General features: G+C 38.5%; 22 protein-coding genes. 7 read left to right on the top strand and 15 right to left on the bottom strand.

Annotated elements, in window-relative coordinates; genetic code table 11:
• Positions 1-2: 2 nt before the first annotated feature.
• The 6 genes from phhA to pspA all read right to left on the bottom strand — a co-directional run bounded on the left by phhA (position 3) and on the right by pspA (position 5,477).
• Entirely contained in the window at positions 3-815 is an 813-nt protein-coding gene (phhA, locus tag H4J69_RS00630; RefSeq protein ID WP_182214954.1) for a phenylalanine 4-monooxygenase, read from the bottom strand.
• Between the two features lie 230 nt (positions 816-1,045).
• Positions 1,046-2,089 carry a YcjF family protein gene (locus tag H4J69_RS00625; RefSeq protein ID WP_182244084.1) on the bottom strand — a complete coding sequence of 348 codons (1,044 nt, stop codon included), beginning with the start codon at positions 2,087-2,089 and terminating at the stop codon, positions 1,046-1,048.
• Positions 2,090-2,533: 444 nt separating this feature from the next.
• Entirely contained in the window at positions 2,534-3,964 is a 1,431-nt protein-coding gene (locus H4J69_RS00620; protein ID WP_182214950.1) for a YcjX family protein, read from the bottom strand.
• Positions 3,965-4,096: 132 nt separating this feature from the next.
• Positions 4,097-4,543 (bottom strand): envelope stress response membrane protein PspC, encoded by a 447-nt coding sequence (gene pspC, locus H4J69_RS00615; RefSeq protein ID WP_182214948.1) that lies wholly within the window; start codon positions 4,541-4,543, stop codon positions 4,097-4,099.
• A complete protein-coding gene (pspB, locus tag H4J69_RS00610) occupies positions 4,540-4,752 on the bottom strand; it encodes an envelope stress response membrane protein PspB (protein WP_182214984.1) in 213 nt (70 codons plus the stop codon). The genes pspC and pspB overlap by 4 nt, the downstream gene beginning before the upstream one ends.
• A 56-nt stretch (positions 4,753-4,808) precedes the next feature.
• Positions 4,809-5,477, bottom strand: a complete 669-nt coding sequence (gene pspA, locus H4J69_RS00605) for a phage shock protein PspA (RefSeq protein WP_182214946.1) — start codon at positions 5,475-5,477, stop codon at positions 4,809-4,811.
• 191 nt (positions 5,478-5,668) lie between these two features.
• Here pspA and pspF point away from each other — a divergent pair, with 191 nt between their 5' ends.
• From pspF to H4J69_RS00575, 6 genes are read left to right on the top strand one after another with little or no spacing between them, the layout of a single operon-like run.
• Positions 5,669-6,760 carry a phage shock protein operon transcriptional activator gene (gene pspF, locus H4J69_RS00600; protein WP_182244083.1) on the top strand — a complete coding sequence of 364 codons (1,092 nt, stop codon included), beginning with the start codon at positions 5,669-5,671 and terminating at the stop codon, positions 6,758-6,760.
• 9 nt (positions 6,761-6,769) lie between these two features.
• Complete coding sequence (locus H4J69_RS00595; protein WP_259364600.1) at positions 6,770-8,395, top strand: ABC transporter substrate-binding protein; 1,626 nt, start codon at positions 6,770-6,772, stop codon at positions 8,393-8,395.
• 1 nt (position 8,396) lies between these two features.
• Entirely contained in the window at positions 8,397-9,425 is a 1,029-nt protein-coding gene (locus H4J69_RS00590) for an ABC transporter permease (RefSeq protein ID WP_182214943.1), read from the top strand.
• On the top strand, positions 9,415-10,308 hold the full coding sequence (locus H4J69_RS00585; RefSeq protein WP_182214941.1) for an ABC transporter permease subunit: 894 nt from the start codon (positions 9,415-9,417) through the stop codon (positions 10,306-10,308). The genes H4J69_RS00590 and H4J69_RS00585 overlap by 11 nt, the downstream gene beginning before the upstream one ends.
• The gene (locus H4J69_RS00580) at positions 10,308-11,297 is read left to right on the top strand and encodes an oligopeptide/dipeptide ABC transporter ATP-binding protein (protein WP_182214940.1); all 990 of its coding nucleotides are present in this window, start codon (positions 10,308-10,310) and stop codon (positions 11,295-11,297) included. The genes H4J69_RS00585 and H4J69_RS00580 overlap by 1 nt, the downstream gene beginning before the upstream one ends.
• 1 nt (position 11,298) lies before the next feature.
• Positions 11,299-12,081, top strand: a complete 783-nt coding sequence (locus H4J69_RS00575) for an ATP-binding cassette domain-containing protein (RefSeq protein ID WP_182214938.1) — start codon at positions 11,299-11,301, stop codon at positions 12,079-12,081.
• Positions 12,082-12,157: 76 nt separating this feature from the next.
• Here H4J69_RS00575 and yeiP read toward each other — a convergent pair whose 3' ends face one another.
• The 9 genes from yeiP to H4J69_RS00530 all read right to left on the bottom strand — a co-directional run bounded on the left by yeiP (position 12,158) and on the right by H4J69_RS00530 (position 23,466).
• Positions 12,158-12,730, bottom strand: coding sequence for an elongation factor P-like protein YeiP (yeiP, locus tag H4J69_RS00570; RefSeq protein ID WP_182174511.1), 573 nt, complete (start codon positions 12,728-12,730; stop codon positions 12,158-12,160).
• Between the two features lie 95 nt (positions 12,731-12,825).
• Entirely contained in the window at positions 12,826-13,746 is a 921-nt protein-coding gene (locus H4J69_RS00565) for a M14 family metallocarboxypeptidase (RefSeq protein WP_182244082.1), read from the bottom strand.
• A 152-nt stretch (positions 13,747-13,898) separates the two neighbouring features.
• Positions 13,899-16,475, bottom strand: coding sequence for an exo 1,3/1,4-beta-D-glucan glucohydrolase (locus H4J69_RS00560; RefSeq protein WP_182244081.1), 2,577 nt, complete (start codon positions 16,473-16,475; stop codon positions 13,899-13,901).
• Positions 16,476-16,489: 14 nt separating this feature from the next.
• Positions 16,490-17,761 (bottom strand): sugar MFS transporter, encoded by a 1,272-nt coding sequence (locus H4J69_RS00555; RefSeq protein WP_182244080.1) that lies wholly within the window; start codon positions 17,759-17,761, stop codon positions 16,490-16,492.
• A 393-nt stretch (positions 17,762-18,154) separates the two neighbouring features.
• Positions 18,155-18,667 carry a tyrosine-protein phosphatase gene (locus H4J69_RS00550; protein ID WP_182214931.1) on the bottom strand — a complete coding sequence of 171 codons (513 nt, stop codon included), beginning with the start codon at positions 18,665-18,667 and terminating at the stop codon, positions 18,155-18,157.
• 48 nt (positions 18,668-18,715) lie between these two features.
• Complete coding sequence (locus H4J69_RS00545) at positions 18,716-20,338, bottom strand: glycoside hydrolase family 30 beta sandwich domain-containing protein (protein ID WP_259367687.1); 1,623 nt, start codon at positions 20,336-20,338, stop codon at positions 18,716-18,718.
• Positions 20,339-20,494: 156 nt separating this feature from the next.
• Entirely contained in the window at positions 20,495-21,262 is a 768-nt protein-coding gene (locus tag H4J69_RS00540; RefSeq protein WP_182214928.1) for a sugar-binding protein, read from the bottom strand.
• A 200-nt stretch (positions 21,263-21,462) separates the two neighbouring features.
• Positions 21,463-22,284: a LytTR family DNA-binding domain-containing protein gene (locus H4J69_RS00535; protein WP_182214926.1), complete on the bottom strand. Its 822-nt coding sequence runs from the start codon at positions 22,282-22,284 to the stop codon at positions 21,463-21,465.
• A gap of 15 nt (positions 22,285-22,299) precedes the next feature.
• On the bottom strand, positions 22,300-23,466 hold the full coding sequence (locus H4J69_RS00530; protein ID WP_182214924.1) for a sensor histidine kinase: 1,167 nt from the start codon (positions 23,464-23,466) through the stop codon (positions 22,300-22,302).
• A gap of 409 nt (positions 23,467-23,875) precedes the next feature.
• Between H4J69_RS00530 and H4J69_RS00525 the strand changes: the two genes are divergently transcribed.
• The gene (locus H4J69_RS00525) at positions 23,876-25,786 is read left to right on the top strand and encodes a methyl-accepting chemotaxis protein (protein ID WP_182244078.1); all 1,911 of its coding nucleotides are present in this window, start codon (positions 23,876-23,878) and stop codon (positions 25,784-25,786) included.
• Positions 25,787-25,789 lie beyond the last annotated feature (3 nt).

Below are 25,789 nucleotides of genomic sequence, written 5' to 3'. Positions count from 1 at the left end.
CCTTAACTCACATTATTAATTTCTTTTGCTGGAAACTTCGCTGGGTGTAAGCCTAAGGCTTGTGCTTGCTCAACCAACTCCATAATATCAGCCACTTCAAACTTTCTTAAATCATCTAAATCACTTACTTTATTCAGCATATAATAAATAGGCTGCATAACATCTATTCGATATGGCGTTCTTAATACGTCAAGTATGTTAAGTTTTTCACGTTCAACAATCTCGCTTTCAGTCGCGTGAATGGTTTCGCTCGGTGAAGACAAAATACCACCGCCATAAACTTTAATACCCTCAGGGGTATCTAATAAACCAAACTCGACCGTAAACCAATATAAACGAGCTAAAAATACTCTTTGCTCTTTAGTCGCATTAAGACCCATTTTTCCATAAGCCTCAGTGTAATCAGCAAACGACTTATTGGTTAATAAAGGACAATGGCCAAATATTTCATGAAAAATATCAGGTTCTTGCAGATAATCAAACTCTTCTCGGCTGCGAATAAAAGTAGCTACTGGGAATTTTTTTTCTGATAACAACTTAAAAAACGCACCAAAACCAATCAATGCCGGTACTGGCTCGCACTGCCAACCTGTTGTTTCTTTAAGTACTTTACTAACTTCTGCCAACTGTGGAATTCGGTCATGTGGTAAATTTAATAATTTTGAGCCTAATTTATATTCGTCACACGCTTTGTTTTCAACACATTTTAATTGACGAGTGATCAATTCCTGCCAAACGCTATTTTCTTCATCTGACCAATGAATGTGACCATTTTCATCAGCAACTCGCGAAATATACTTCGTCGCCATCCCCATGATATTACCTTATTTTAATTTTTATCATTATTCACTCACCAATGAGTGAGTCATGTTCTTCACTGATAATAAAACAAGCTTGACGGGAAAAATACCAAACGCTAACTGACTATTATTTAACCAGACAATAATAGCGTATAGAAAAAATTACAAAAATGTAAATACAAAAACAATAACAAATAAAATCAATAAGATAAAAACAACTTATTTATACATCACAAGAAATAAAACTACCTTATTAATAATTTTTTTACCTGACTGAGTATTTTTTTCCTCACTTGAGCTATTTTAGGGGTGTTTTCTTCAAAAGGAATGGGTCGACAAAGCTTAATAGTTTGAATACCCAGGCGTGACGTTAACATACCCGCGCCGAGTCCTTGTGCCATGCGCGCAGATAATTTCCCTAATAGTTCAGCACCAACCAAGTCAGCTCCTAAATCAATGACTAACTCACTCGCGCCGGCATAAGCCATATTAACGAAAACTTGTTTAATTAATTTTATTCGACTCCAGTAGCCAATTTTTAAACCATAAAGGCCGGCAATTTTGTCAATCATCCGTAAATTTCGCCAAAAAATTAGCATCATATCAACAAGAGCAATCGGGCTTAAAGCAACTAATACTACGGCTTCCGTTGAAAACTTAGCGACTTCATCTAATGCTTTCTCGTCAACTTTTGAGAGTATTTCACGGGAGTATAATTGGAGTAACTCTTCATCACTGTATTCCTCTTTGACCAACGACTGCCAACTTTTTTCATGCTCAGACATCAAATCACAAGGTAAGTTTGCTGAAATGCTTTCACATAAAGCTTTTGCGTCAATATGTCGAGGGGAAGCTAAGTCAGTTGCTAATATATCTTTTGCTTTTGCTTGTGTACTTTGCTGGCGTTTAAATTGTCTTAATGCTGAATACTCTCGTATCGCCGTTGAACCAACAATAACTGACAAACCAAAGAGCAGAACACCATACATACCAGCTAAAATAGGAGATTGAGCAAAGCCCTGTTGAAAAAATGTAAAGGTTTCTACCATAACAACGCCAGCAAAAACAATGCCTACAACCCGCCATAACCAGCGAGGCCTAGTTTTTTCCTGTGGGTTATCATCATTTAAATACCCTTGCTTAATTAATGATAAATCTTCTGATGCCTGCCAATCGTCATTACCGACAATAACTTGTTGCCCATTTGAAGGTAAATGACTTTTCTTTGTCGTTAACTCATCATTTTCAAAAAGAATTTGCTGTTGGTATTTTTCATCGAGTTCATTCATCTATTTTATCTCCAAGCAAAATTGTATTACTTGCTTCATTCTTATATTTATCAAGGTCGATCATTTTATTTATCACCGGGTAAAAACTGCATCACTTGATCCATGCGTATCGATGGCTGGTAAGCACTATGCTTAGCGGCCAACACATCAACAATCATTTCATTTTATCACCAAGTAAAAACTGCATTACTTGGTCCATGCGTATCGATGGCTGGTAAGCACTTTGCTTAACGGCCAACACATCAATAATCATTTCATTTTATCACCAAGTAAAAACTGCATTACTTGGTCCATGCGTATCGATGGCTGGTAAGCACTATGCTTGACGGCCAACACATCAATAATCATTTCATTTTATCACAGGGTAAAAACTGCATCACTTGATCCATGCGTATCGATGGCTGGTAAGCACTATGCTTAGCGGCCAACACATCAACAATCATTTCATTTCATTTTATCACCAAGTAAAAACTGCATTACTTGGTCCATACGCAGGTGAGGTAGACATTCATGTTGTCCAATCGGATCCATCGGAGCAAAGCTAATAAAATTAAAAGTCTCTTGCTGCCAATAATCTTGTTCGGGTAATTTACTCGGCACCGCACCCGGAAAAACCGTAATTAGCTCTCCATTTTCAGAGCGTTTGCCACGAAGCACAGGAATGTCTTGCCCTTGGTAACGACTCGTTCCTGCTTGTGTCGTTTTAACAGAAGCTAGCGCCAGTGTTTTCATTTCAATAACATCATAATTTAACTGATGTTTAGTTTGATAAACAAGCTGGTCGAGTAATTTTACTAAGTTATGGTGTTGCTCTGGCGTAACATGGTCAGCTTTGGTCGCAGCAAATAATAACTTATCAATTTTTGGCGCAAACAAACGAGAAAACAAACTACTTTGACCATAGCTAAAGCTTTCCATGATCATGGTCATCGCTGTTTTCAAATCAGCAAAACTCTCAGGACCATTATTTAACGGAGTTAAACAGTCTGCTAATACAATTTGTCTATCGAAATTAACAAAATGTTCTTTATAAAAAGCTTTAACAACACGTTCTTTATATTCAATAAACCTTGCTCTTAGCATACCGATTAAACAGTCATCACTGGCATTTTGATAAGCATTTTTATCCATTGTTTCAAAAGCAGTGAAAGGGAAAAATTGCAAAATGGGCGCATCTGCTAATTCTCCAGGTAAAATAAAGCGTCCGGGCTGAATAACCGACAAACCAAGTTCGTGACGAAAGTGTAATAAAAGCTCAGTATATTCTTTTGATAAGTCAGCCAACCTTTGCTCATCGACCTTGGCAAAGGGATCTATTTGATTCACTTTTTCTATAAAGCTTTCTGCTGATTTAAACCTAGGTTCGGTAAGCAATAATGCTGTTGTTTGTTGTGACCACTGTTCAAACGTTTGATTTAACATCGGTAAATCAAGTAACCACTCTCCTGGATAATCAGTAATATCTAGGTATAAAGTTGCTGTATCACTGGCATATTTCAACAATGACTCTTTGGGCTTATAACGAATAGCAAGTCGCATCTCACTAATACCATGGGTCGGCTCAGGCCATGTTGGTTCATTTTGCGAAAAAGCTGACATTGCTCGGTCATATTCAAAACGGCCAATGTGTAAATGCTTTTGAGGCACTCGTTTAGCGGCAATGAAGCGCCCTTGATGAACAACATTAAAAAAACCAAGCTGTGAATGATTGCTTTCATTAACGAGTTGGTTGACTAAAGAAGTAATAAAGGCTGTTTTGCCACTACGACTGAGACCTGTAACGGCCAAAGTAACGTGTTGGTCGAGCGTTCGATTTAATAAATCACTCGCTTTTTGCTTTAATTTATTCAGCTTTTTTTTATTTATAAATGCCATGAATTATCTTACTGAAAGTTATATTAATATTTAATGGATACACTTAATCACAAAGACAAGTCGTACGCTTAACTATTTGTTAAGCGAACAAGCTAAAAAAGCGGCAAAAGCCGCTTTTTAATTTTTTGTTGATCACAACTTATTGATTTCTCGAGAAACAGTAAACTCAGGTGAGGTAACATAATGCTCCATCGCTCGAACTTCCCTTTCTAGGGATTTAAATTTATGTCTAATATCCTGAAAAGCTTGTTTAGGCGGCTCTCCAGATTGCCAAATACGCGACTTCACCTTGATAGACTCAGAAGAAAGTTCTTCTTCTGTGTGCATGGTAGCTGATGCATATTGTGATTGTGCTGGTTGTGGTTTTTTAGCGGTAGCGCCTGGTTTTTTATCTAAAATAAACCAACCAGCAATATAAATAACCACAAACCAACCCATACCTAGTAAAACACCCGAAACCACTAGAATACGCACTAACCATGTTTCCCAGCCAAAGTAATCAGCTAGACCAGCACAGACGCCAGCAATTTTTCCTTGGCTCGAGTTTCTGTATAATTCACCACGGCGCTTGTCTGTCATACCTTGCTTCTCCAGTCAGGTGTTTCAGCATCTAAAATAGCTTCAAGCGTTTTAATTCTCTCGGTCATTTTATCGGCTAATTCAGAAAGTTCAGATAATTGCTTGTACTCTTCTTCACTAAAACCTTGGGTTATCTGGCGCTTACTTCGGTAATGTAAAATCAACCAAATAGGGGCAACTAACAACATAAAAATGATGACAGGAACCATTATAAGTTCTTCCACAGTACTTCTCCTTATAAGTTATTCAACACAAACTGAGTTATTTAGTTTTTCTTATCTGATTTCATTTTAGCTTTTAATTGCGCTAATTCATCATCAATATTTTCATCAGATTCTAAATCAGAGATTTCATCTGCTAATGATTTGCTCCCTAAATCAAGGGACTCAACTTGTGATTCGATATCATCAATTTTACGTTCATAACTATCAAAGCGACTCAGTGCGTCATTAACTCGACCACTATCGATATTCTTTTTCACTTTTAAACGAGACGTCGCTGTTTTTTCTCGCATGATAATTGCTTTTTGTCTTACTTTTGCATCCGCTAATTTTTCTTGTAACTGAGAAACTTCACTTTGTAATTTAGCAATATGATCATCAACGTGGTTCAACTCATCTAAAAGTGACAATGCATTCTCAGCACACTTTTTCTTTTCAACGAGCGCCGCTCTTGCTAAATCTTCACGGCCTTTGCTTAAGGCTAGTTCAGCCTTTTCTTGCCATTGTTGCTCATCTTTTTCAAAACGAGTCGCTTGACGAGATAAATCTTTCTTATCTGCTAAAATTTTAGCAGATGACGAACGTACTTCAACTAAAGTATCTTCCATTTCTTGAATGATCAATCGTACCATTTTTGCAGGATCTTCTGCTTTATCTAACAGGTTGTTAATATTCGAATTAATAATATCTGTAAACCTAGAAAAAATACCCATAACAACTTCCTCATTCAATAATTTAATTTAATGTTACTGATATCCTTTATTCATGTTTTGCGCCAAGTTTTACTATTAACTTAACTTCATGTTTTAAATAAAGTTATTATAATTAAAAAAAACACTTCAAACCTGGTGATTAATAAAATACACTATTTGTTAGTGAAATAAACCAATTATTAGGTCAAGTAATGTCGCGTTTTAACCAAAAGGATAACCTTCTTGGACAAGCAAATAATTTTCTTGAAGTTTTAGAGCAAGTCTCACAAGTAGCGCCTTTGAGTAAACCTGTGCTTATTATTGGAGAAAGAGGGACAGGTAAAGAGCTTATTGCGGCTCGGCTTCATTACTTATCTAAACGTTGGGATCAAAATTATTTAAAGCTTAATTGTGCGGCATTAAATGAAAATTTATTAGAAACAGAATTATTTGGCTATGACAGTGGTGCATTCACCGGCGCGAGTAAACGCCATGAAGGTCGTTTTGAGCGTGCGGACAATGGCACCCTCTTTCTTGACGAAATAGCCAATACCTCGGGGTTAATACAAGAAAAACTATTAAGAGTCGTTGAATACGGTGAGTTTGAGCGTGTGGGTGGCTCAAGAACTATTAATACCAATGTGCGCTTAATTGCCGCAACCAATGAAGACTTACCCACCTTAGCCGATGCGGGTGAATTTAGAGCAGATTTACTTGACCGACTTGCTTTTGATGTTATCACCCTACCACCACTTCGAGAACGTACTGAAGACATCATGATGTTAGCTGAAAGCTTTGCGATTAACATGGCGCGCGAATTAGAGTTTGAGCTCTTTAGTGGTTTTACTGAAAAAGCGAAACGTGCCATGCTTGAATATCATTGGCCTGGAAACGTACGAGAATTAAAAAATGTTGTCGAGCGTAGTGTTTATCGTTGTAATAACCCACACTTACCCGTGCATGACTTAGTCATTGACCCGTTTGAGTCACCTTACCGACCTTCTCAGCGTATTAAAACCCAAGACAGGATATCGGTAGCAGCGCCGAGTGTTGATAAAGAGAACAACGAAGAAAAACGCCAAGAGGTGATCCATCAACAGTTGCCTGTTAGTCAATCATTGGTCTTCCCTTTATCATTAAAAGACCTTTCTCAAGACTATGAGATTGATTTGATTCAATCAGCTTTAGAAAATTGTCAGTATAACCAAAAGAAAACTGCCGACGCACTCAAATTAACCTATCATCAACTAAGAGGTTACTTGAAAAAGTATAACTTATTAGAAAGTGCAGTAGACGAAGGGTAGTTGAGTTATATGTCGATATTCGCTGTTAAAAAACATTTATTGAAGATAATGACCTTGCCATTTTTATGTTGGATAACGGCATGTGATATTGATAATGATCCCTCATTAACTGACCATAGTATTGTCTATTGCTCTGAAGGCTCTCCTGAAAGTTTTAATCCGCAAACGGTTACCTCTGGTACCACCATTGATGCTACGTCTAATCAACTCTACAACCGATTAATTTCATTTAGAGGCGAAGAAAACACTATTGCTCCGTCGTTAGCAAAGTCATGGCATGTGACGCGTGACGGTAAAATGGTTACTTTTTATTTACGCAAAAATGTTGCCTTTCATCAAACCGATTATTTTACCCCAACACGTTTTTTTAATGCCGATGATGTACTGTTCAGTTTTAACCGTATTTTATTACCTAAGCACCCTTTTCATCAAGTTTCGGGTGGAAAGTACCCTTTTTTTCAAAGTGTAAGTTTTTCAAATGTCGTTGAAAGTATTGAAAAAATCAATGAATACACTATACGTTTTAAGTTCAAATACGCAGACAGTTCAATTTTGGCTAACATTGCCAGTGACTTTGCCGTTATATTATCAAAGGAATATGCTGACACCTTAGTGTTAAAAAATATTAAGCGAGAAATAGACACGCTGCCCATTGGCACGGGTCCCTTTAAACTAAAAGATTATCGTCCCGGCGCCTATATTCGCTATGCTCCCCATAAAACGTACTGGGATCAACCAAGTACTTTAGAGCAACTTATTTTTGATATAACGCCGAGTAATACAGGGCGATTAACAAAATTATTAGCGGGTGAATGTGATGTAATTGCTTTCCCCATTGCTCATAACAAAATAAAAAGTAAACCTGAATTAGAGCTACAAGCGGTGACTTCTTTTAATGTCGGTTATCTTGGCTTTAATACCTTAAAGCCACCTTTTAATAATGTAAAAGTACGTCAAGCCGTTGCATTAGCCGTTAACAAGCAAGCCATTATTGATACTGTCTATCAATCTAGAGCCGATATAGCACATAGTTTATTACCAACAACCTCTTGGGCTTATGATAAGAATACTTTACCGCAAACATTTGACTTAGCTGAAGCTAAAAGATTACTAACTGAGGCTGGCTTTCCTAACGGTTTTACTATGAATCTCTGGGCGTTACCGGTACAACGGGCATATAATCCAGACGCGGTTACTATGGCAAAGTTAATTCAAGCCGATTTAAAGAAAATAGGTATTAATGTGTTAATTGAAAACTCTCTCGATATGGGCTCTTTTCTTGAACAGCTGTCAAAAGGTGAGCATCAGAGTGTTTTATTAGGCTGGTCGGCGGATCACCCAGACCCAGACAACTTTTTTACACCACTGTTGAGCTGTTCATCAGCTAGAAGTGGTAACAACAGAACATTTTGGTGTCATAAAAAGTTTGATAACTTAATACAGCGAGCATTAGAAACAACAAATGTGGCCCAACGTAAAAAGTTTTATAGTCAAGCGTTAGCGATTATTTCAACTGAAGTGCCGTTAATTCCCATTGCTCACTCTAAACGATTTCAAGCAAGGAAAAACATTGTTAAAGGTGAACTATTATCTCCCTTTGGTGGCATCGACTTTAGCAGGGTGAGTAAAAACTAATATGCTGATATTTACCCTACGCCGTCTAAACTTATTCATTTTCACCATGTTTCTACTGACATTGCTGTCTTTTAGTTTGAGCTTTTTATTTCCTGGTGAACAGTTAATCAATATTTCTGGGCAAATAAATGCGACACCTAAGCAATTGATAGTTTTAGCTGAGCAGTATCAAACAAATAATAATATTGCTCAGCAATACTTTTCGTATATAAGTCATCTTTTCCAGGGAGACTTAGGTATTTCAATGGCCAGCCAATTGTCTATAAGTAACGAGATCATGCGCTTTTTACCCGCGACAATTGAACTGTCTTTAGTGGCACTTTTCATTGCTATGGTCTTTGGTATTCCTATTGGCTTTATTGCCGCCATTAAACACCGTAAAGCTACCGATAATATTATTTTAACTATTTCTATGCTGGGTTATTCAATTCCTGTTTTTTGGTTAGGCCTATTAGCCATTCTTATTTTTTCTATCCAATTAGGTTGGTTACCATCAGCAGGACAGCTCAGCTTAGTGTTTGAAATAGAACATGTTACTGGCATACAGTTTATAGATATTTTATTAAGTGACAGTCCTTATAAGTGGCAAGCCTTTCAAGATGCCAGCGCACATATATTTCTACCTGCGTGTGTTATCGCCCTAGCTCCAGCGACCATCTTTGTACGCTTAGCTCGCACGGCAATGATGGATGTGCTCGACAGCCAATACATACGTGCGGCTAAAGCAAAAGGGTTAAGCTTTAAGCAAATTATTTATCATCACGCGATACGAAATGCTATGGTGCACGTTATTCGAGATGTTGGTTTACAGTTTGCTAACTTAGTAACTATTGCCATGGTGACTGAAGTTATCTTTAGCTGGCCAGGCATCGGCCGATGGTTAATAGAAAGTATATTTCAGCGTGACCATACTTCAATTCAAGGTGGGCTTTTAGCGCTTTCTAGTTTTATTTTTATTGTGCATATTGTCATCGATTTTATCTATGCAGCACTTAATCCTTTAGCAAGAGAGAGTCGAAATGGCGCGTGATAAAATATACTTAGAGGAAGAGTTTCCTTCACCATTACTGCAACTTTGGCATAATTTCAAAGTAAAACCCGTAGTGATGATAGGTTTTAGCTGTTTTATTTTCTTAACAATTCTCGCTTTATTTGCACCTTTTATTACACCTTATACTCCCGTTGAAAATCACTTAGATTTTTTATTACTGCCACCAGCATGGCACGAAGATGGTAATGTCAGTTTTTTATTAGGCACCGATAATTTGGGTCGTGACATGTTGTCTCGCTTAATGCACGGCACATCACTGACTTTTGGCTTAAGTTTTGTTGTGGTGCTTATTTCTTTAGGTATTGGTGGTGTTATTGGCTCGGTATCTGCTTTAACATCAGGAATAAAATCAAGTTTTCTTAACCATTTTCTTGATGTGATTTTATCTATTCCTTCTTTATTGCTGGCAATTGTTATTGTCGCTATCTTGGGGCCAGGGTTGAGCAATACCTTATGGGCGATTATTATCGTGCTTATCCCACAGTTTGTTCATATAACCCGTAATGTCGTTACTCAAGAGTTCAGAAAAGACTATGTTCTGGCTTCGCGATTAGACGGCGCAAGTTCATTTAGAATTTTATATCACTCTGTTTTTCCTAATGTTTTAGAGAAATTAATTAGCCAAGCAACGTTAGCCCAGTCTGCTGCGATACTCGATATTGCTGCATTAGGCTTTCTTGGATTAGGCGCACAAATTCCCATGGCAGAATGGGGGGCGATGCTAAAAAACGGTATCGATTTATTCTATATTGCCCCGTGGACGGTTTATCTACCTGGTTTGGCGATTCTTTTTGCCGTGGTGGCAACTAATTTAGTTGGTGAAGGCATGAGACACGCCCTTAAAATCAGTAAGGAAGCTTAATGAACCTTCTCGATATCAGAAATTTGTCTATTGTGCTGAAATCAGCGACTAACCCTATTTTAGCGGTTGATCGCGTCAGTTTAACCATGAAAGAGGGTGAAGTTCGTGGTTTAGTTGGAGAGTCTGGTTCAGGAAAATCTTTATTGGCTCAGGCTATTATCGGCGTACTTGATGAAAAGTGGCATGTTGACGCTGATAGGTTTCACTGGCGAGGAAAAGATTTAATGCGCTTATCTGTTGATGAACGCAAAGCCATTATTTCAAAAGATGTCGCGATGATATTTCAAGAGCCGATGGCGTGCTTAGACCCAACAATGACCATAGGGATGCAACTTACCGAGGCGGTTGATGGCGAACAATTAACGGGTTATTTTTGGCAAAAAAATCAACAACGTAAAGAAACCGCGATTAGTCTCTTACATAAAGTCGGTATTAAGCAGCATAAAATTTGTTTAAAAAAATATCCTCATCAGCTTAATGAAGCGTTATGTCAGCGAGTAATGATCGCAATGGCACTCGCTAAACGCCCTATTCTCCTCATTGCAGATGAACCCACCGCGGCAATGGAGAGTACCAATCAAGGGCAAATTTTTCGCCTATTGGCGAGTTTAAACCAATTAAAAAACATGTCGATATTATTGATAAGTCATGACCTTGAGAATGTCACACATTGGACAAATACCATTACAGTGATGTACAGCGGACAATTTGTTGAAGCGGGTACCACCAAGCACATATTTGAACAACCGTTTCATCCCTACACTCGAGCACTCGTTGATAGTAGCCCAAAGTCAAATAGTGGCTTGCCAGCAAAATCACGGTTAATGGCGCTACCTGGCAGTATTCCTATTTTACAACATTTACCTATAGGTTGCCGATTAGGCCCAAGATGCCCTAGAGCTCAACAGGCCTGTGTTGTAGCACCTAAGGTAACAAACTATCATGGTCATCAATTTAGTTGCCACTTCTCGCTAAAGGGAAGTTATTAATATGCCAATATTATTACAGGTTAATAACTTAAGTAAGTCGTTTAGAATAGGCAGAAAATGGTTTAATCAAAAATATTTTACCGCACTCGAACCGATTTCATTTGAGGTACAAGCTCACCATACCTTGGCTATTGTTGGAGAAACCGGATCGGGTAAATCAACCTTAGCAAAATTATTGGTTGGTGCGGAACTGCCTTCAACGGGCAGCATAAAACTTAATGGCCAAACATTACAACCTGGAGACTTTAAGCAAAGATGCCAGCATGTACGGATGATATTTCAAGACTCTGGGACAACATTGAACCCAAGCTTAACCATTGGGCAACTACTGAATGAACCTTTGTTGATCAATACCAAATTAAATGAAGAAGACCGCCATTGTCTAATACGAGAAACATTACAAAAAGTAGGTTTGCTCGCTGAACATATGAATTTTTATCCACATATGTTCTCTGGTGGTCAAAAACAGCGCATATCATTAGCTCGGGCGATAATATTACAACCACAGGTGATTATATTAGATGAGGCCTTAGCTTCTCTTGACCCTTCGTTACGCTCGCAAATGATTAACCTGTTGCTCGATTTACAAGAACAGATGGGACTCGCTTATATTTTAATTTCTCATAACTTAGGTATTGTTAGGCATTTTAGCGATAAGATAATGGTTTTAAGCAAAGGACAAGTTGTAGAGATGGGCGACACAGCAAAAATTCTCAGTCGACCAAAACATCAATATACCAAGAAACTTATTCTCAACCAAAGATTCCAACTGTTACACCGCTAACAACTAACCTAATGGTTAGATCAATAAAGCCAGCAAATGCTGGCTTTATAAAAGTGGAGATAAAGTAAACGAGACTTTATTTCTCAGCGCGTCCCATAAATTTACGTTCTTCAGTGTTCACTTTGATTTTATCACCGATTGAAATATGTTCAGGCACCTGTACGGTTAAGCCCGTAGATAAAATTGCCGGCTTAGTGCGAGCTGTTGCCGAACCACCTTTAATTGATGGGTCTGTTTCAGTAATAACCAGTTCAACACTCGGGGGTAAATCAATACCAACCGCAGCACCATCAACAATAATAATTGATAAACCTAAGGTATCTTCACAAATAAATAGAGCTTCGTCAGCAATACTTTCTTTGTTAAGGTTGTATGGCGTGTAATCTTCATTGTCCATAAAGACATATTCATCACCATCGATGTATGAAAACATCGCGGGACGTCGGCTTAGGTCAGCGAAGTTCAGCATATCTGAGTCTTTAAACGTCTCGTCAATCTTACCGCCAGTGACAACATCGTACATACGCATACGGTATAAACTACCACCGGCACGACCTTGAGGAACTGAACGCTCTATATCTCTTACAATAAATACTTTTCCGTTATGCTCTACCGCAGCATTTTTCTTTATATCACTGGCCTTTGGCATGGATAATAATTCCTAAAATTAAATGTCAGAGAAAAATAGCACGAACTTAGCATTATGAAAATGTTTTAGTGTGCAAATTTTTCGGTTTTATCAGGTTATTCACTTTTTAAAATATAATCTAAACCACCCGTTATAGCAGCCACTTGCGCTAGAATGCAGTTTTCATCATCAACTTTTGGGCTGTCGGGGTAAACTTCGGTGGTGGTCAAGAATTTAGCATTGGTTAAGCCCATACATAATCCTAACTCGCGCGCAGCATAATTAATAACGCCCGGCTGCTCAAGGGGTACACCGATCAATTTACCGCTTTCGTCAGCAGGCGCTATATGGGTAACTTCTTCAACGGCATCAATAATCGCTTTTTGAAAGTCAGCGACTGGCTTCACGCTATCGGCGACTAAATAAAAGCCATCAGGGATTTGCCATTCTTTTTCTTCTATCGCATCTCGAGCACAAAGTGCTGGTCGAAATGTTGAATTATCGGTGTCAGTCGTTTCGTGTAAATCTATATGCACAAAAATATCACTGTTGAGCTCGGCAACATACTTCATTATCGCTGCTGACTCTTGGGCTGGGCTGTTTTGATAGAAAGAACGATTGGGATCTATCGCTTTGCAATTCCAACGGTTAACTGTTTCATAACCCCAAGGGCTAATACAAGGCGCGACGACAATATTAAAGTGTTCCGCATATTTGCCGGCTTGTGTTTGGGCAAAGCGTAATGCCCCCTGCACTCCACTGGTTTCATAGCCGTGAACACCACCGGTCACTAAAACTGTTTTTTTATTGTCTTGCCAGTTTTTTGTTTTAATCACATACAAAGGATAACGACTTTCATCAAGCGATAATGCGCCATATTGAAGAACATCAAAATCTTCTTTTAACGCGTTTATCTTTTCAACGACTTCATCTTGATATGAACGGGTTACCGTTTGTGCTTTAAACCACTGAACATTTTCTTTTTCAGTCCATTTTTTGCCTAGCGTTCCAATCGGATAGTTTTCTTCTTGATTCATATGATTTTCTTTTGATATTGTAAATATTATCAGCAAGTTTACACGCACATAGCGACAACCGTAAGGTCATTATCAATAAATACGTTGATTCGACCAGAAAAAAGGATAAAGCTCAACAATCAGCCTTATCCTTATCCTTTAAGTTAAATAGACTACTGCGGGCATTTCAATGGCGCGCTAGTCGCTTTATTTGGCACTAATCGAATATGGTTAACAGATAAATTAATCGCGCCCGAGGTACGCAATTCAAAAGGCACAGCTACTTTACTCAGCTGCAGACCTTTTTCAGCAAAGCAATGTAAGCTAATAGCAATATCTTGCCACTCACCCTGCTTAGATGCCGCTAATTGTGCTTGAATATTATAACTTACCTGACAATTTGCGCTGTCGCCAAGCGTTTCACAATTCATGGTGATATAAACAGGCGCGTTAATATCACTGTCTCTTTTAACTGAAAATGTTAAGTCAGCATTTTTTTCGAGTTCACTAGTAAGATCTTCTCTAAAACCGTTGCTGTTAATAAATTTAACTCCCGCACTCGCTGCGCCAGTGGTCTTAAGTCGAAATGAATCTTCTTGTATCTCTTTATCAACCGTTCGATAAGAAATTCCTTTAAGTGATTCACTACTCGACTCTATTTCAATGTTTTGTTGTTGAGAAAACAATAACATTTTCCAAGGCGCTATCGCCTTACCTAAGAAAATATCGGTAATTAAATGCGTATTAAGCGCCACATTAGATTGCTCAGACAAGTCAGCTAATAAAGTGTCATCTTGGTAGGTTAAACCATAGCCATATGAAAATAATGGTTGGTAGTTTTCGTCAAAACGATTGACAATTTGTGTTGGTAATTTAGGCCAAGAGAAAGACAATTTACCGGTAAAGTCGTGTTGGATATTATCAGCTGGGCTTTTCAATAAAACATCTGCGATTGCCTTACCCTCTGAGCCCGGTAGCCACGCAGCGACAAATGCATCGCTAGCATTGAGTTCAGCATTGACCCACATAGGTCGACCACTAATAAAAACAGCAACAACAGGTACTCCTTTTGCTTTAAGTGATGTAAGTAACGCTAAATCTTTTTTATGACCGCGCTGATATTCAAGGTTATCAATATCACCATGCCCTTCAGCATAAGGTTCTTCACCAAAAACGACAATCGCTACATCGGGTTTATTTGTGTAACTGCCATCAACACTCAAGGTTACTTGACCACCTGCGGCACTGACTTGTTGTTCTATCCCAGAATAAATAGAAGAGCCACCGATAAAGTCTGAATTTTTATTACCAGTTCCTTGCCAAGTAATACTCCAGCCCCCTGACTGTTTACCGATATTATCAGCGACATCGCCCGCTACTAAGATATGTTGCTTAGGTGATAAAGGTAATAGCTGTCCGTTGTTTTTTAACAGCACTAAGGATTCGCGAACCGCCTGACGAGCAACTTCGCGGTGCGACTCCCCACCAATTAAAGCGATGTTCCCTGATAAAACACGCTTGGCAGGACTGGGCTTTTCAAAAAGCCCGGCGCGGACCTTTACCCGTAAAATACGCGTTACCGCATCATCAATACGTGACTGCAGAATATCGCCTTGCTTTACTTGTGCAATTATATTGTCATAAAGTGGTCGCCACGCTTCTGTTGGCACCATAAAAATATCTAAGCCAGCATTAACCGCTTGAGCGCAATTTTCTTTGATACAGCCTTTAACTTGCCCGTGACCATTCCAATCACCGACAACAAAGCCGTCAAAACCCATTCTATTTTTCAAGACATCGGTTAGCAAATATTTATGACCATGGACTTTATCTCCATGCCAACTATTAAATGAAGCCATTACCGACTGAGCACCCGCAGTTAAACCGCCAACATAGCCTTGGGCATGCACAGTAAAGAGCTCTTGCTCGCTCGCTATGTTTTCGCCTTGATCATCGCCACCTTGCGTACCGCCGTCACCGATAAAATGTTTAATGGTACTGATCACGCGTTTATCACCTAAAAAATCTTTATTGGCATGACCTTGTAAACCTTTGACGACTGACGCTGCGTATAAGCGAACAATTTCAGGATCTTCTGAGTAGCCTTCATAGGTTCTTCCCCAACGATCATCTCTAACCACGGCAACAGTTGGAGCAAACACCCAATCAATACCGGTAACCATGACTTCGGTCGCGGTTATTTCTGCTATTTTCTCAATAAGTGTCGGATTATTTGCTGCGCCCAAGCCAATATTATGAGGGAAAAGTGTCGCCCCGATAACATTATTATGACCGTGCACCGCATCAGTGCCCCACATCGTTGGAATTGTTGAACCGTCGAGTGAATCATCAACAGATGCTTGATACATTTTCTCCGCCAATAAAACCCAATCTGCAGGGGTAGAATGCTTATTATTATTGGGGAAACCCCCACCACCATTTAAATATGAGCCAAAACCATAGGTTCGCATATCCTCGAGGGTAATATCACGAATTTCTGGTTGGATCATTTGCGCCACTTTTTGTTGCAAGGTCATCTTAGCGAGTAAGTCAGCTACTCTTTGCTCGACTTGCACATCTTTTTTAACGTCACTTTCAAGTTGAGGCCAAATCTTATCGGCTTTATTGCTATCAATAGCTTGTGTCTCTTGCCCCGTTAACGTCGAATTTTCAGCAGGGCTGCAACCAAGAATTAATAACGAAAGCGTGATAAGAAACCAATTTTTTTTGTTAAATTTTAAGTATTTCATTGTGTTCATATTCATTATTTTTCTGTGACTACCTTGCTACCCTTCAAACCATAAAAGACGATATAGACGTAACAAAACAAAGGTAAGATAAAAGCAAACTGCACACTAACACTATCCGCTAACAGGCCCTGTAATACAGGGACGATGGCGCCACCAACGATCGCTAAACAAAGAATGCCCGCTCCCTGACTGGTGTGCTTTTTAAGGCCATTTAACGCCAAACTAAAAATAGTTGGAAACATAATAGAGTTAAATAACCCTACTAATAAAATTGCCCACATCGCTATGGTGCCAGAGCTTAAAATAGTGATGGCAATTAAAACCACTGAACAAAGCGCATTAAAGGCTAAGGTTTTACCCGCATCAATTTTTTGCATGACTGCAGCGCCAATAAAGCGCCCAACCATAGCTCCGCCCCAATAATAAGTAAGGTACTTTGCCGCTTGAGTTTCTTCTAAACCGGCGATATCAGTTTCACCTAAAAAGCTCACCAAAAAGCTGCCAATTGACACTTCTGCGCCAACATAAACAAAAATACCGATAGCACCTAAAACTAGATGGCGATACTGCCATGCCGACCCTTCAATTTTTTCGCCATCAACCACCTCAGCACTTTCAATATGTGGAAGTTTTAAGAAAGCAAAAATAGCAGCAAGCACTAACAAGGCCGCCATCAGTCCTAAATAAGGTAGTTGTACCGATTCAGCACTATTTGCTGACATTGAATCAGTGACTTCGTTTAAAATTAATAACGCGCCAAAATAAGGTGCGATAGTTGTGCCTAAAGAATTAAACGCTTGGGTCATGGTTAATCGTGACGAAGCGGTTTCTTTCTTACCCAGTAAGGTCACATAAGGATTTGCAGAAACTTGCAAAACGGTAATGCCACTAGCTAAAACGAATAAAGCCGCCAAAAAAACAGGATAACTATGTAAAGAAGCGGCGGGATAAAACATTAAACAACCCAAAGCCGCAATCACTAAACCGACCACAATACCTTTTTGATAGCCCATTTTTTCGACAAACCACCCTGCAGGCAGAGAAACCAAAAAGTAAGCACCAAAAAAGCAAAATTGCACTAGCATAGACTGTGCATAACTTAACGAAAAAATGGCCTTTAAATGGGGGATCAAAATGTCATTTAAACAGGTAATAAATCCCCACATAAAAAACAATGATGTCAGTGAAATTAACGCAAAGCGAGTAGAGTTATCTCCACCAAATCCATTAGATGAATTCGCTTGTGAGGTTTTGCTTTGATCTAAAGTAAAAGATGTTCCAGCCATTGTGGTGAGGTCCTATTGCTTAAAAATAAACACAAAGAATTTAGCTACTTCAAGTAGCAAGTTTATTCTTTATATCGCTTAAAATTGGTGTTGTTAATAACAAACCTATATCAGGCTTTATTATTTATCTATTTTTATTATAATTTGGCAGTAAAACCGCGAGACCACGGCTTACTGTCATTAATTTATCTTGAGTGATACAACAAATAGTTGCAATTTAAATGAGGTGTAGTGGGTAATCAATGCGTTAAAAGCGAATTTAAATAACACCGTAAGTTGAATTAACACGATAGCAGACAAAATTAAATCGCTTAAGGGTTTAACTAATTACCTCTGAGCTAAGTTAACATGAAATCAGTACTCTTCTGGCTGCAAAGTGGCTTTATATTGTTATCAAAACAGTGTCTCGGCTTTTGTTAACTGACGATTCAAATAATCTCGTTGTTTTTTAATTTTCAAAGCTTTAGGTTTCACTTTTTGTACTTCTGTAACAATTTTATCGACTGGCCAACCTAGTGCTAATAGTAATAGAGCAATAACAGTTCCCGTTCGGCCTGTGCCGCCTTTACAATGAATAGCCACCGTACCTTTATTCTTCAATTCATCGACTATGGTCGTTTTATTTATTGCCCATTGCGCTTCAAAAGCAGTACTCGGCGCTTCATCATCAATAATTGGCAATTGTAGCCAACTAAGCTGATACTGGCGACAGAGTTCAGGTAAAGAAAGTACCTTGTTACTTGCCATTTCTTCATCAAACATTAATGTGATCAGCATTGAAACACCCTCTTGCTTCAACTGCTTAAGTGATTGTTCAAGGCTAACTAATTTAGTGCCAGGACAAGGGGTAAATATCAGCTTAGCACCGTTATCCAGCGCTATAACTTCAAAGGGATGTTTATTCACTTAATCTTTACTCTTATTAATTATATGGCTTGTTAAAACGATTAAAAACTAAAGCTTAACACGTACTGTTTGCACGGCATTAGCGGCAATAGTTACTTGCGCATATTGACTACCAATTTGTAATGAATAATTTATTGGTGCTTTAGTGGTATTAAGTAACTGTACACTGACCAAACCATTGTCATTAATCGCAGCGCTGGCGTGTAAAGCATCTTTGTCTAAGCCTTCTAACTGCTGATTAACCTGTAATGCCGTATCACCTGGTCGAATGGTTTTACTAAATTGTGCTAATACATAATAAATCGGGGTGTAATAAACCTCACCTGTCTCAGTATCAATCATGATAGGTGCACCACAAAAGTTACCTACGTGATTAGGCCCACCATGCTTATCGAGTACGATATTCCAATCTATCCAGCCCTCTAACCAATGATCTAAACTAACAATAATATTACGTGCATAACGATGAACGGGGGTGTATATCGGATGATCCTCAGGTTTAGGTGCCCAAGTTGCGGTGTACGCCCAGTCGGTCGCATTTTCGTTCCACCAAAAATCATCATTATTGAACCAGTTACTTTCTTTAAAGCGGACAGGATCTAAGATACCTGCTGGTGCATCTTTACCTAGATCATCAATCGTGCCTTCGGTATGTATAATTGAAAACTCTGGAAATTTTTCATGAACCCGGTCAAACACATCTTCATTAACTTGATTACTGCTTTCGTACCAATGAACGGCTGTACCATAAACATACTCAGACGTTTCTTTATCCCCGAGTATTTCATCAGTCCAATGCTCCATTTCATCACGATTTTGGTCATAAATAAGTAATTTAACCGCTTTGTGCGCACTCGCTTTTAATTTTGGTCCTAAATGGTCCTTAATAAAAGTATTTTGGCTTTTAGGCGTAAAATGCATACTTTCCCATTGACCACTGTTGCCATGCGGTTCATTTACTGGCGTTAGTGCCCAGAGTTCAATACCTTCTTGCTGATATGCATCGAGGTACTTAATAAGATAGTCTGCATAAGTAGCGACGTACTGTGGTTTTAATTCGCCGCCCGTGCCTTGGTGATTATTTTCAGGTGTTGGCTTAACATAATAGTCTTCAATCGTTTTCATCCAAGGTGGCGCAGTCCATGCGGAAGCGACAATTTTTAAATCTTTATCGACTTGCTGATTTTTTATCGCGTAAGCTTCTTTTATCATTGGCAACAAATCAAATTGCTCATCTTTAATACCAGGGTAATCTTGAGCGCTAAAACCATCGCTATCTACCGCGATACTGAATGATGTTAAGTTAGCGTCATCTTTACGTTCTGCATATGAATAGCGACCGTCCACGGCAAAGTCTGTTGCACCAATATGCGTGCGTGCTATTGAAAAATTAGCGCCCTTTTCGCCATAAATATTTTCCATCACCTCTGCACGCTTATCTTTAGGTAAGTGTGCAAGCACAAAAGCGGAAGATTCAGTGAACGATGTACCAATACCAACAATCTTTTGTTTTTTAATATCTGGTCTTACAACAATAACCTTGCCCGTAGCTGTACCTTGTTGAAAGCTTAAATTCTGCTGTGGCGCTATTTTATCACCGGCTTCGCTAGTCAGTAATATTTCTTGGGTCATTAAAAGCTGGTAATTAATATCGGTGGTGTCTTTATTCATTTGAGTTGCCTGATTTACCGGTGCACAACTCATTATGGTGAGAGAAGTGATTGTTATAACAAATAACTTATGGATGAATTTTTTTTCAATATTGTTCATTTTATAATGCTCATGTCTAGGAGAGGGAAAAGAAAAACTTAACGCTTATCTAAGCGATTATTTAGCCAAGATAAGCTTACCGAACATACCCGCATCTATCCAACCACGATCGGGCGCTCCACCCTCTGCAGACTCAGAGCCAATAAAATTTTCACGTAGTTCACTGCCGTCGTTATCACAATAAGCCACCATGAGTCCCATCACTTTGCCAGCAAACAAGGCGACTGGTTTGTTAATACTGCTTGAGTCTGTTGTGGTATCTTGATATTCATCGTTATAAATATCGATGCTTAGTTCCCAAATAACCGTATTGCCTTGTTGTTTCCAGTTGCTTTGAACATGATGTGAATAGTTCTGCGGCTTTTTGTTGGTACCTATATCTATGGCTTGGTTATCAAGAGACATGTGGTAGGCAAGTGCATTATGGTTATATTGGTGATCACCGCCAGAGAAATCTTCATCTATAAAAATCTCTAAGCAATCGTCATCCCAATATTGGCTCAAGGGGTCGCGATGGGTATCAATGAGAATGTCATCAATAATTTCAGCCATAATATATAATTTAGCTTGCGTCCAAACCACCTTGTATCGGCCTTGAAAGTCTTCTTTTGAAAATTCTGGACCTAACCAACGTTGATCTAAATTTTGCCACTGTGCCAATTGCCAAACACTTTCATTGGCAATACCATCAACACTTGGTGCTTTTTCAGCATGTGGTGCATAATAATTAAGTCGATTAGCCGCATGACTATCGGCTGCATAGCAAGGCACTATTAATGCCATAGAAAAAATGGACGCAATAATTATCTGTTTAATACTTAACATTTAATATCCCTTAATTAACAATGACTGTTTACCCAAGTGAGTAACATCTACAGTTATATCAATCATCTAATGAGCGGCTATTTTTAACAACCGTATTACGATAAAGGGGATTTTAGAAGCGGTAGGCTGGTCAATATAAGGCAATAACAAGATCACTTAGATAAAAAATGGCATATTGACCACGAGTCGTCGTCAATATACTACATGTCAGTTAAAAAACTCTTGATCACTTCTCGATAATTACGGCTCACTTTAACTTGGTCATATTCACCTAATTTAAGAAAAAACTCACCTTTGGTATGCGGGATCACTTTTTGAATATAATTAAGATTAACAATCGTTGAACGGTGCACACGTTTAAACATTTCAGAGTCTAAATCTTCTAGCAAATTTTTCAAGGTGCAGCGTTTAATATGAGTAACGCCTTGCGCATGAACACAAACATAATCTCCTGCTGCGTCAACCCATTCAATATCGGTTTGTTTTAACAAGGTTATATCGTCTCGGTCTTTAATGACGATTTTACGCTCAACTTTGTCGGTATTAAGCTTAGGAAGGCTGATACTCTGCGAAGAAGCATTATCAGGGTTTTCCATTTCATTGATTGAGTCTATCGCACTAATAATGCGAGATTTGTTTAAAGTGTCTTCATCACTTTCACAACGAACCAACGCACGCTGAATGGCCCGCTGAATTCGTTCGTCATCAATAGGTTTAAGAATATAGTCAACGGCATGCACATCAAACGCATCTAAAGCATATTGCTCAAATGCGGTCGTGAAAACCACCATAGGAACAATATCAGATTGTAATTTTTTAATAACGCCAAAACCATCAACACCTGGCATCTGTATATCTAAAAAGAGTAAATCAGGTGCTAAGGCCATCGTAGCTTCAATCGCTTCACGGCCATTTTTACATTCTGCAATAATTTCTATTTCAGGAATTTTATTTAACTTTGCACGCAAGAGATTAAGCGCTAAAGGCTCATCATCAACAATAATTGTTCTTAACTTATTCATAAATTTAACTCACCGTCATTGAGTTTGGTACTGGCTAGCAGGTGTTATTTCATCAAGCGTTTCAAAAGGCAGCTTAATGATAGTTTTTAAACCACCTGATGGGATAATATTAAGGTTAAATACGTAGTCATCTGTATATAACACTTTAAGTCTTTCATCGATATTACGCAAGCCGACACCTCGACTCCTTTTTCCTTTCATTTTACTACCGTCAACCGCGGTTCCAGAACCGGTATCACTTAACTCTAACACCAACATTTTATCAACAACGTCAGCCCATAGACTAATAGTGCCACCCTCTTCATTTTGCGCGATAACATGTTTCATTGAGTTTTCAATAATAGGTTGTATTAATAAACTCGGTATTAAAGCTAACTTTGCTTTATCAGAAATTTTAAAATCTAATTTAAGTCGCTCGCCAAAACGGGTTTTCTCTATTTCTAAATATAAGTTAAGTGCGATAATTTCAAATTCTAACGCAATTTTAGTATCAGGGTTATTGTCTAATGAATAACGTAAAAACTTACTTAATTGAACGGTCATCCGCTGAGCTTTCTCTGGAGCTTCGCATTCGATCAGAGAATTAATGGCATTGAGGGTGTTACAAAGAAAATGAGGGTTGAGTTGGTAACGTAACATTTTTATTTTTGCATCTCGGGCTACCGATTGCGCGTTCACTCTTTTTAATTGCTCTTCTTTAGCTTCCGCTGCCTTTGAAAGCAACATTTTATGCTCAAATTGCAACAATTGATAATAGCGAATACCATGAAAAAAACCGGTCCAACAAAAGAAAATAAAAATACTACTAAAATACCAGCCGCCAAACTCGTCCCAATTACCGGCAGAGCTGGTCAGTTCTATATAAAGTTTGACTCGGATAAGTGTCCAAATAAAGGAAATACAAATCACTGAAACGATGGTTATCAGTACGCGGGTAAAAATAGGTGAGTGCCAACACCTCATGAAAATCCAATAGAGTGGCAATGAACAAAATATCCCCACAACAGACTGCCAAAAAGTGTGATTAAGGTGCTCGACATCGATTTGGACATACCAAAGTGTCAGTGATATCAGACTAATTAATGAAACGAAAGACCAAAAGCAGATTTGTAAAACCCAAAATAGATACTCTGGCTTTTTTGAAATAAATTTATTGAAACGTAATAGTGGGTTGTCAGACATATTTGCTCCGAAATCATCTGATATTATACTACCCCTTCCACCACTGATGGTCGAATAAAAATTTCCTTACTATCGTTGCTAAAGACCGTTTCATCTCATTAAGGTAAAAATAGCTTAACTTAACTTAACTTACTGAGTCATTAAGTCAGTAAGTTAATCGATAGTTCATTGTCATCAAAAAATATTTTTGGTATTTAAATAAAGTGATTTTATATTTAATCAGCTGAAATAATTAGCTATCTTGAAAGAAAGTTAAATTGTTGTGGTTTTAAATGGTGCGACTACATGGATATGTTAAGCTCAAGCAAATTGAGAGCGAATCTATTTTAAAACCCTTATAAAAAGGATTTTATGGACAAATCGCCGTAACCGAAAAGTTTGTGGAAAACTTGCAAATAGGATCTATTTAATGAGATTTTTAACCACCCTTTCTATCCGATCTAAGTTAGTCATTGCCATGTTAATGGCCGTTATCATATCGACCAGCATTGTTGGCTTTGTTGGCCACTCAAAAGCCAAAGAACTGCTTATATCCAGACTACAACAATCAGATTTACCTAATCTCCTGCTGCGCGTTCGTAATGCAGTCGACGGTGAAATTTCTGAAATGAAAGTGTTAACAAAATCTATTGCCACTAACCCTTTTCTACTTGATTGGATAGAGTCTGGTGCCAGCAAAGACAATGAAGCTAACGTTATTAGCATGCTGAGTAACATCGCTAAAGATAACAATTTAAGTAATGCTTCCTTCGCCGATCGAAAAACAGCTAAATATTGGAACCAAGATGGCTTTCTTCGTGTTCTCAAAGATGACAGTCTTGATGGTTGGTTTTTTTCATTTACCAATAGTAATAAAGAAGAGTCGGCAAGTACCTACGCTTATCCGAATGGTAATGTAGATGTTTTTATCAACTATCAACAACTTAATGGACGAGGTGTTTCTGGATTATCTAAATCATTTAATGACATGGTTAGTTACCTAAACAGCTTTAAAATTGAAGAGTCAGGTTTAGTGTATCTTGTTGATCACTCGGGGTTGGTAAAAATCCATCAAGATAAAGCAAAAAGTGAAAAGGCGAACTTGACTGATATATATAAAGATATAAATTTTCAAACGCTGTTATCAAAAGAACAATTTTCTTTTCAAGAAACAGAAAGTTTAATCGTGGCGACAAGCTATATCTCAAGTTTGGGTTGGTATGTTGTTGCAGAAGTGCCAAAGGCTGAATTGTACTTAGCGTTGAACGAGTCACGAAATTATATGCTGATTTGGTTTGCCATTATTGTCGTAGTGTTTATTTTGATCAGTATCATTTTTGCAAAAAGTTTAACGCAACCTATCAATGACCTTGCTGGATTATTTAAAGCCTTGGGTGATGGTGAAGGCGACCTTAGTTACCGACTAAGTGAGAGCGGCAGCGAAGAAGTCTCACGTTTGGCCCATGGTTTTAATACTTTTATCAGTAAAATACACTCGGTAGTTAATGATGTCGCTAAAACATCAAAAGATGTCCGCCAAGCATCGTTAGATGTTTCCCAAGATGCAGAGCAGTCAAAACTCGATGCTGAAGGTCAGCGTGACATCGCCACACAAGTTGCAACGGCTATTAGTGAAATGGGTTCAACCATTACAGAAATTGCAGCAAACGCCGCACATGCGGCTGACTCGACCAGCGAAGCGATAACCCAAGCTAAAAATGCACAAGTTGTTGTTAAAGAATCAACTGAGAATATTTACCAGATGGCACAAAATATGGATTCTGTGTCTGTTACCATTGAATCTTTAGCGAATAAAAGCAACGCTATTAGCAGTGTGCTTGATGTTATACGAGGAATTTCAGAGCAAACAAATTTACTGGCATTAAATGCCGCGATTGAGGCTGCTCGTGCAGGCGAACAAGGTCGTGGTTTTGCGGTGGTCGCTGATGAAGTTCGTAACTTAGCGAAGCGCACCAGTGAGTCCACTGATGAAATTAATAAAATGATCAACCTTTTGCAATCAGAGTCTCAGCGAGCCGTTGATAGCGTGAGGGAAAGCAAAGTGACCGCCGAAGTTGGCGCAACGGATGCTCAACAGACAACAGAGGCACTTGAGGAAATTGTTGCTAATATTCAGCTCATTTCAGATCTAAATACTCAGGTGGCCACAGCAACAGAAGAGCAAGCAGCCGTTGTTGGTGAAATTAATATTCACGTTCATACGATAAGCGATAGCACAGAAAACAGTGCGCAAATATCAACCCGTATAGCCTCTTCAAGTGAATCACTTACTGCAATGGCAATGAATCTTGATAGCTTGGTCAAACGCTTTAAAATATAAGGG

The sequence above is a fragment of the Colwellia sp. BRX10-9 genome (assembly GCF_014077405.1).
Lineage (GTDB): Bacteria > Pseudomonadota > Gammaproteobacteria > Enterobacterales > Alteromonadaceae > Colwellia_A.
This window is presented reverse-complemented; position numbering and strand designations above follow the sequence as displayed.

Excerpts from the sequence above, each read along its gene's own strand:
- H4J69_RS00585 (WP_182214941.1), top strand. The coding sequence starts at position 9,415 with ATGGCGCGTGATAAAATATACTTAGAGGAAGAGTTTCCTTCACCATTA.
- pspB (WP_182214984.1), bottom strand. The coding sequence starts at position 4,752 with ATGGTTCCTGTCATCATTTTTATGTTGTTAGTTGCCCCTATTTGGTTG.
- H4J69_RS00525 (WP_182244078.1), top strand. The coding sequence starts at position 23,876 with ATGAGATTTTTAACCACCCTTTCTATCCGATCTAAGTTAGTCATTGCC.
- H4J69_RS00535 (WP_182214926.1), bottom strand. The coding sequence starts at position 22,284 with ATGAATAAGTTAAGAACAATTATTGTTGATGATGAGCCTTTAGCGCTT.
- H4J69_RS00530 (WP_182214924.1), bottom strand. The coding sequence starts at position 23,466 with ATGTCTGACAACCCACTATTACGTTTCAATAAATTTATTTCAAAAAAG.
- phhA (WP_182214954.1), bottom strand. The coding sequence starts at position 815 with ATGGGGATGGCGACGAAGTATATTTCGCGAGTTGCTGATGAAAATGGT.
- pspA (WP_182214946.1), bottom strand. The coding sequence starts at position 5,477 with ATGGGTATTTTTTCTAGGTTTACAGATATTATTAATTCGAATATTAAC.
- pspF (WP_182244083.1), top strand. The coding sequence starts at position 5,669 with ATGTCGCGTTTTAACCAAAAGGATAACCTTCTTGGACAAGCAAATAAT.
- H4J69_RS00595 (WP_259364600.1), top strand. The coding sequence starts at position 6,770 with ATGTCGATATTCGCTGTTAAAAAACATTTATTGAAGATAATGACCTTG.
- pspC (WP_182214948.1), bottom strand. The coding sequence starts at position 4,543 with ATGACAGACAAGCGCCGTGGTGAATTATACAGAAACTCGAGCCAAGGA.
- H4J69_RS00575 (WP_182214938.1), top strand. The coding sequence starts at position 11,299 with ATGCCAATATTATTACAGGTTAATAACTTAAGTAAGTCGTTTAGAATA.
- H4J69_RS00620 (WP_182214950.1), bottom strand. The coding sequence starts at position 3,964 with ATGGCATTTATAAATAAAAAAAAGCTGAATAAATTAAAGCAAAAAGCG.
- H4J69_RS00590 (WP_182214943.1), top strand. The coding sequence starts at position 8,397 with ATGCTGATATTTACCCTACGCCGTCTAAACTTATTCATTTTCACCATG.
- H4J69_RS00565 (WP_182244082.1), bottom strand. The coding sequence starts at position 13,746 with ATGAATCAAGAAGAAAACTATCCGATTGGAACGCTAGGCAAAAAATGG.
- H4J69_RS00580 (WP_182214940.1), top strand. The coding sequence starts at position 10,308 with ATGAACCTTCTCGATATCAGAAATTTGTCTATTGTGCTGAAATCAGCG.
- H4J69_RS00555 (WP_182244080.1), bottom strand. The coding sequence starts at position 17,761 with ATGGCTGGAACATCTTTTACTTTAGATCAAAGCAAAACCTCACAAGCG.
- H4J69_RS00545 (WP_259367687.1), bottom strand. The coding sequence starts at position 20,338 with ATGAATAAAGACACCACCGATATTAATTACCAGCTTTTAATGACCCAA.
- H4J69_RS00625 (WP_182244084.1), bottom strand. The coding sequence starts at position 2,089 with ATGAATGAACTCGATGAAAAATACCAACAGCAAATTCTTTTTGAAAAT.
- H4J69_RS00540 (WP_182214928.1), bottom strand. The coding sequence starts at position 21,262 with ATGTTAAGTATTAAACAGATAATTATTGCGTCCATTTTTTCTATGGCA.
- H4J69_RS00560 (WP_182244081.1), bottom strand. The coding sequence starts at position 16,475 with ATGAAATACTTAAAATTTAACAAAAAAAATTGGTTTCTTATCACGCTT.
- yeiP (WP_182174511.1), bottom strand. The coding sequence starts at position 12,730 with ATGCCAAAGGCCAGTGATATAAAGAAAAATGCTGCGGTAGAGCATAAC.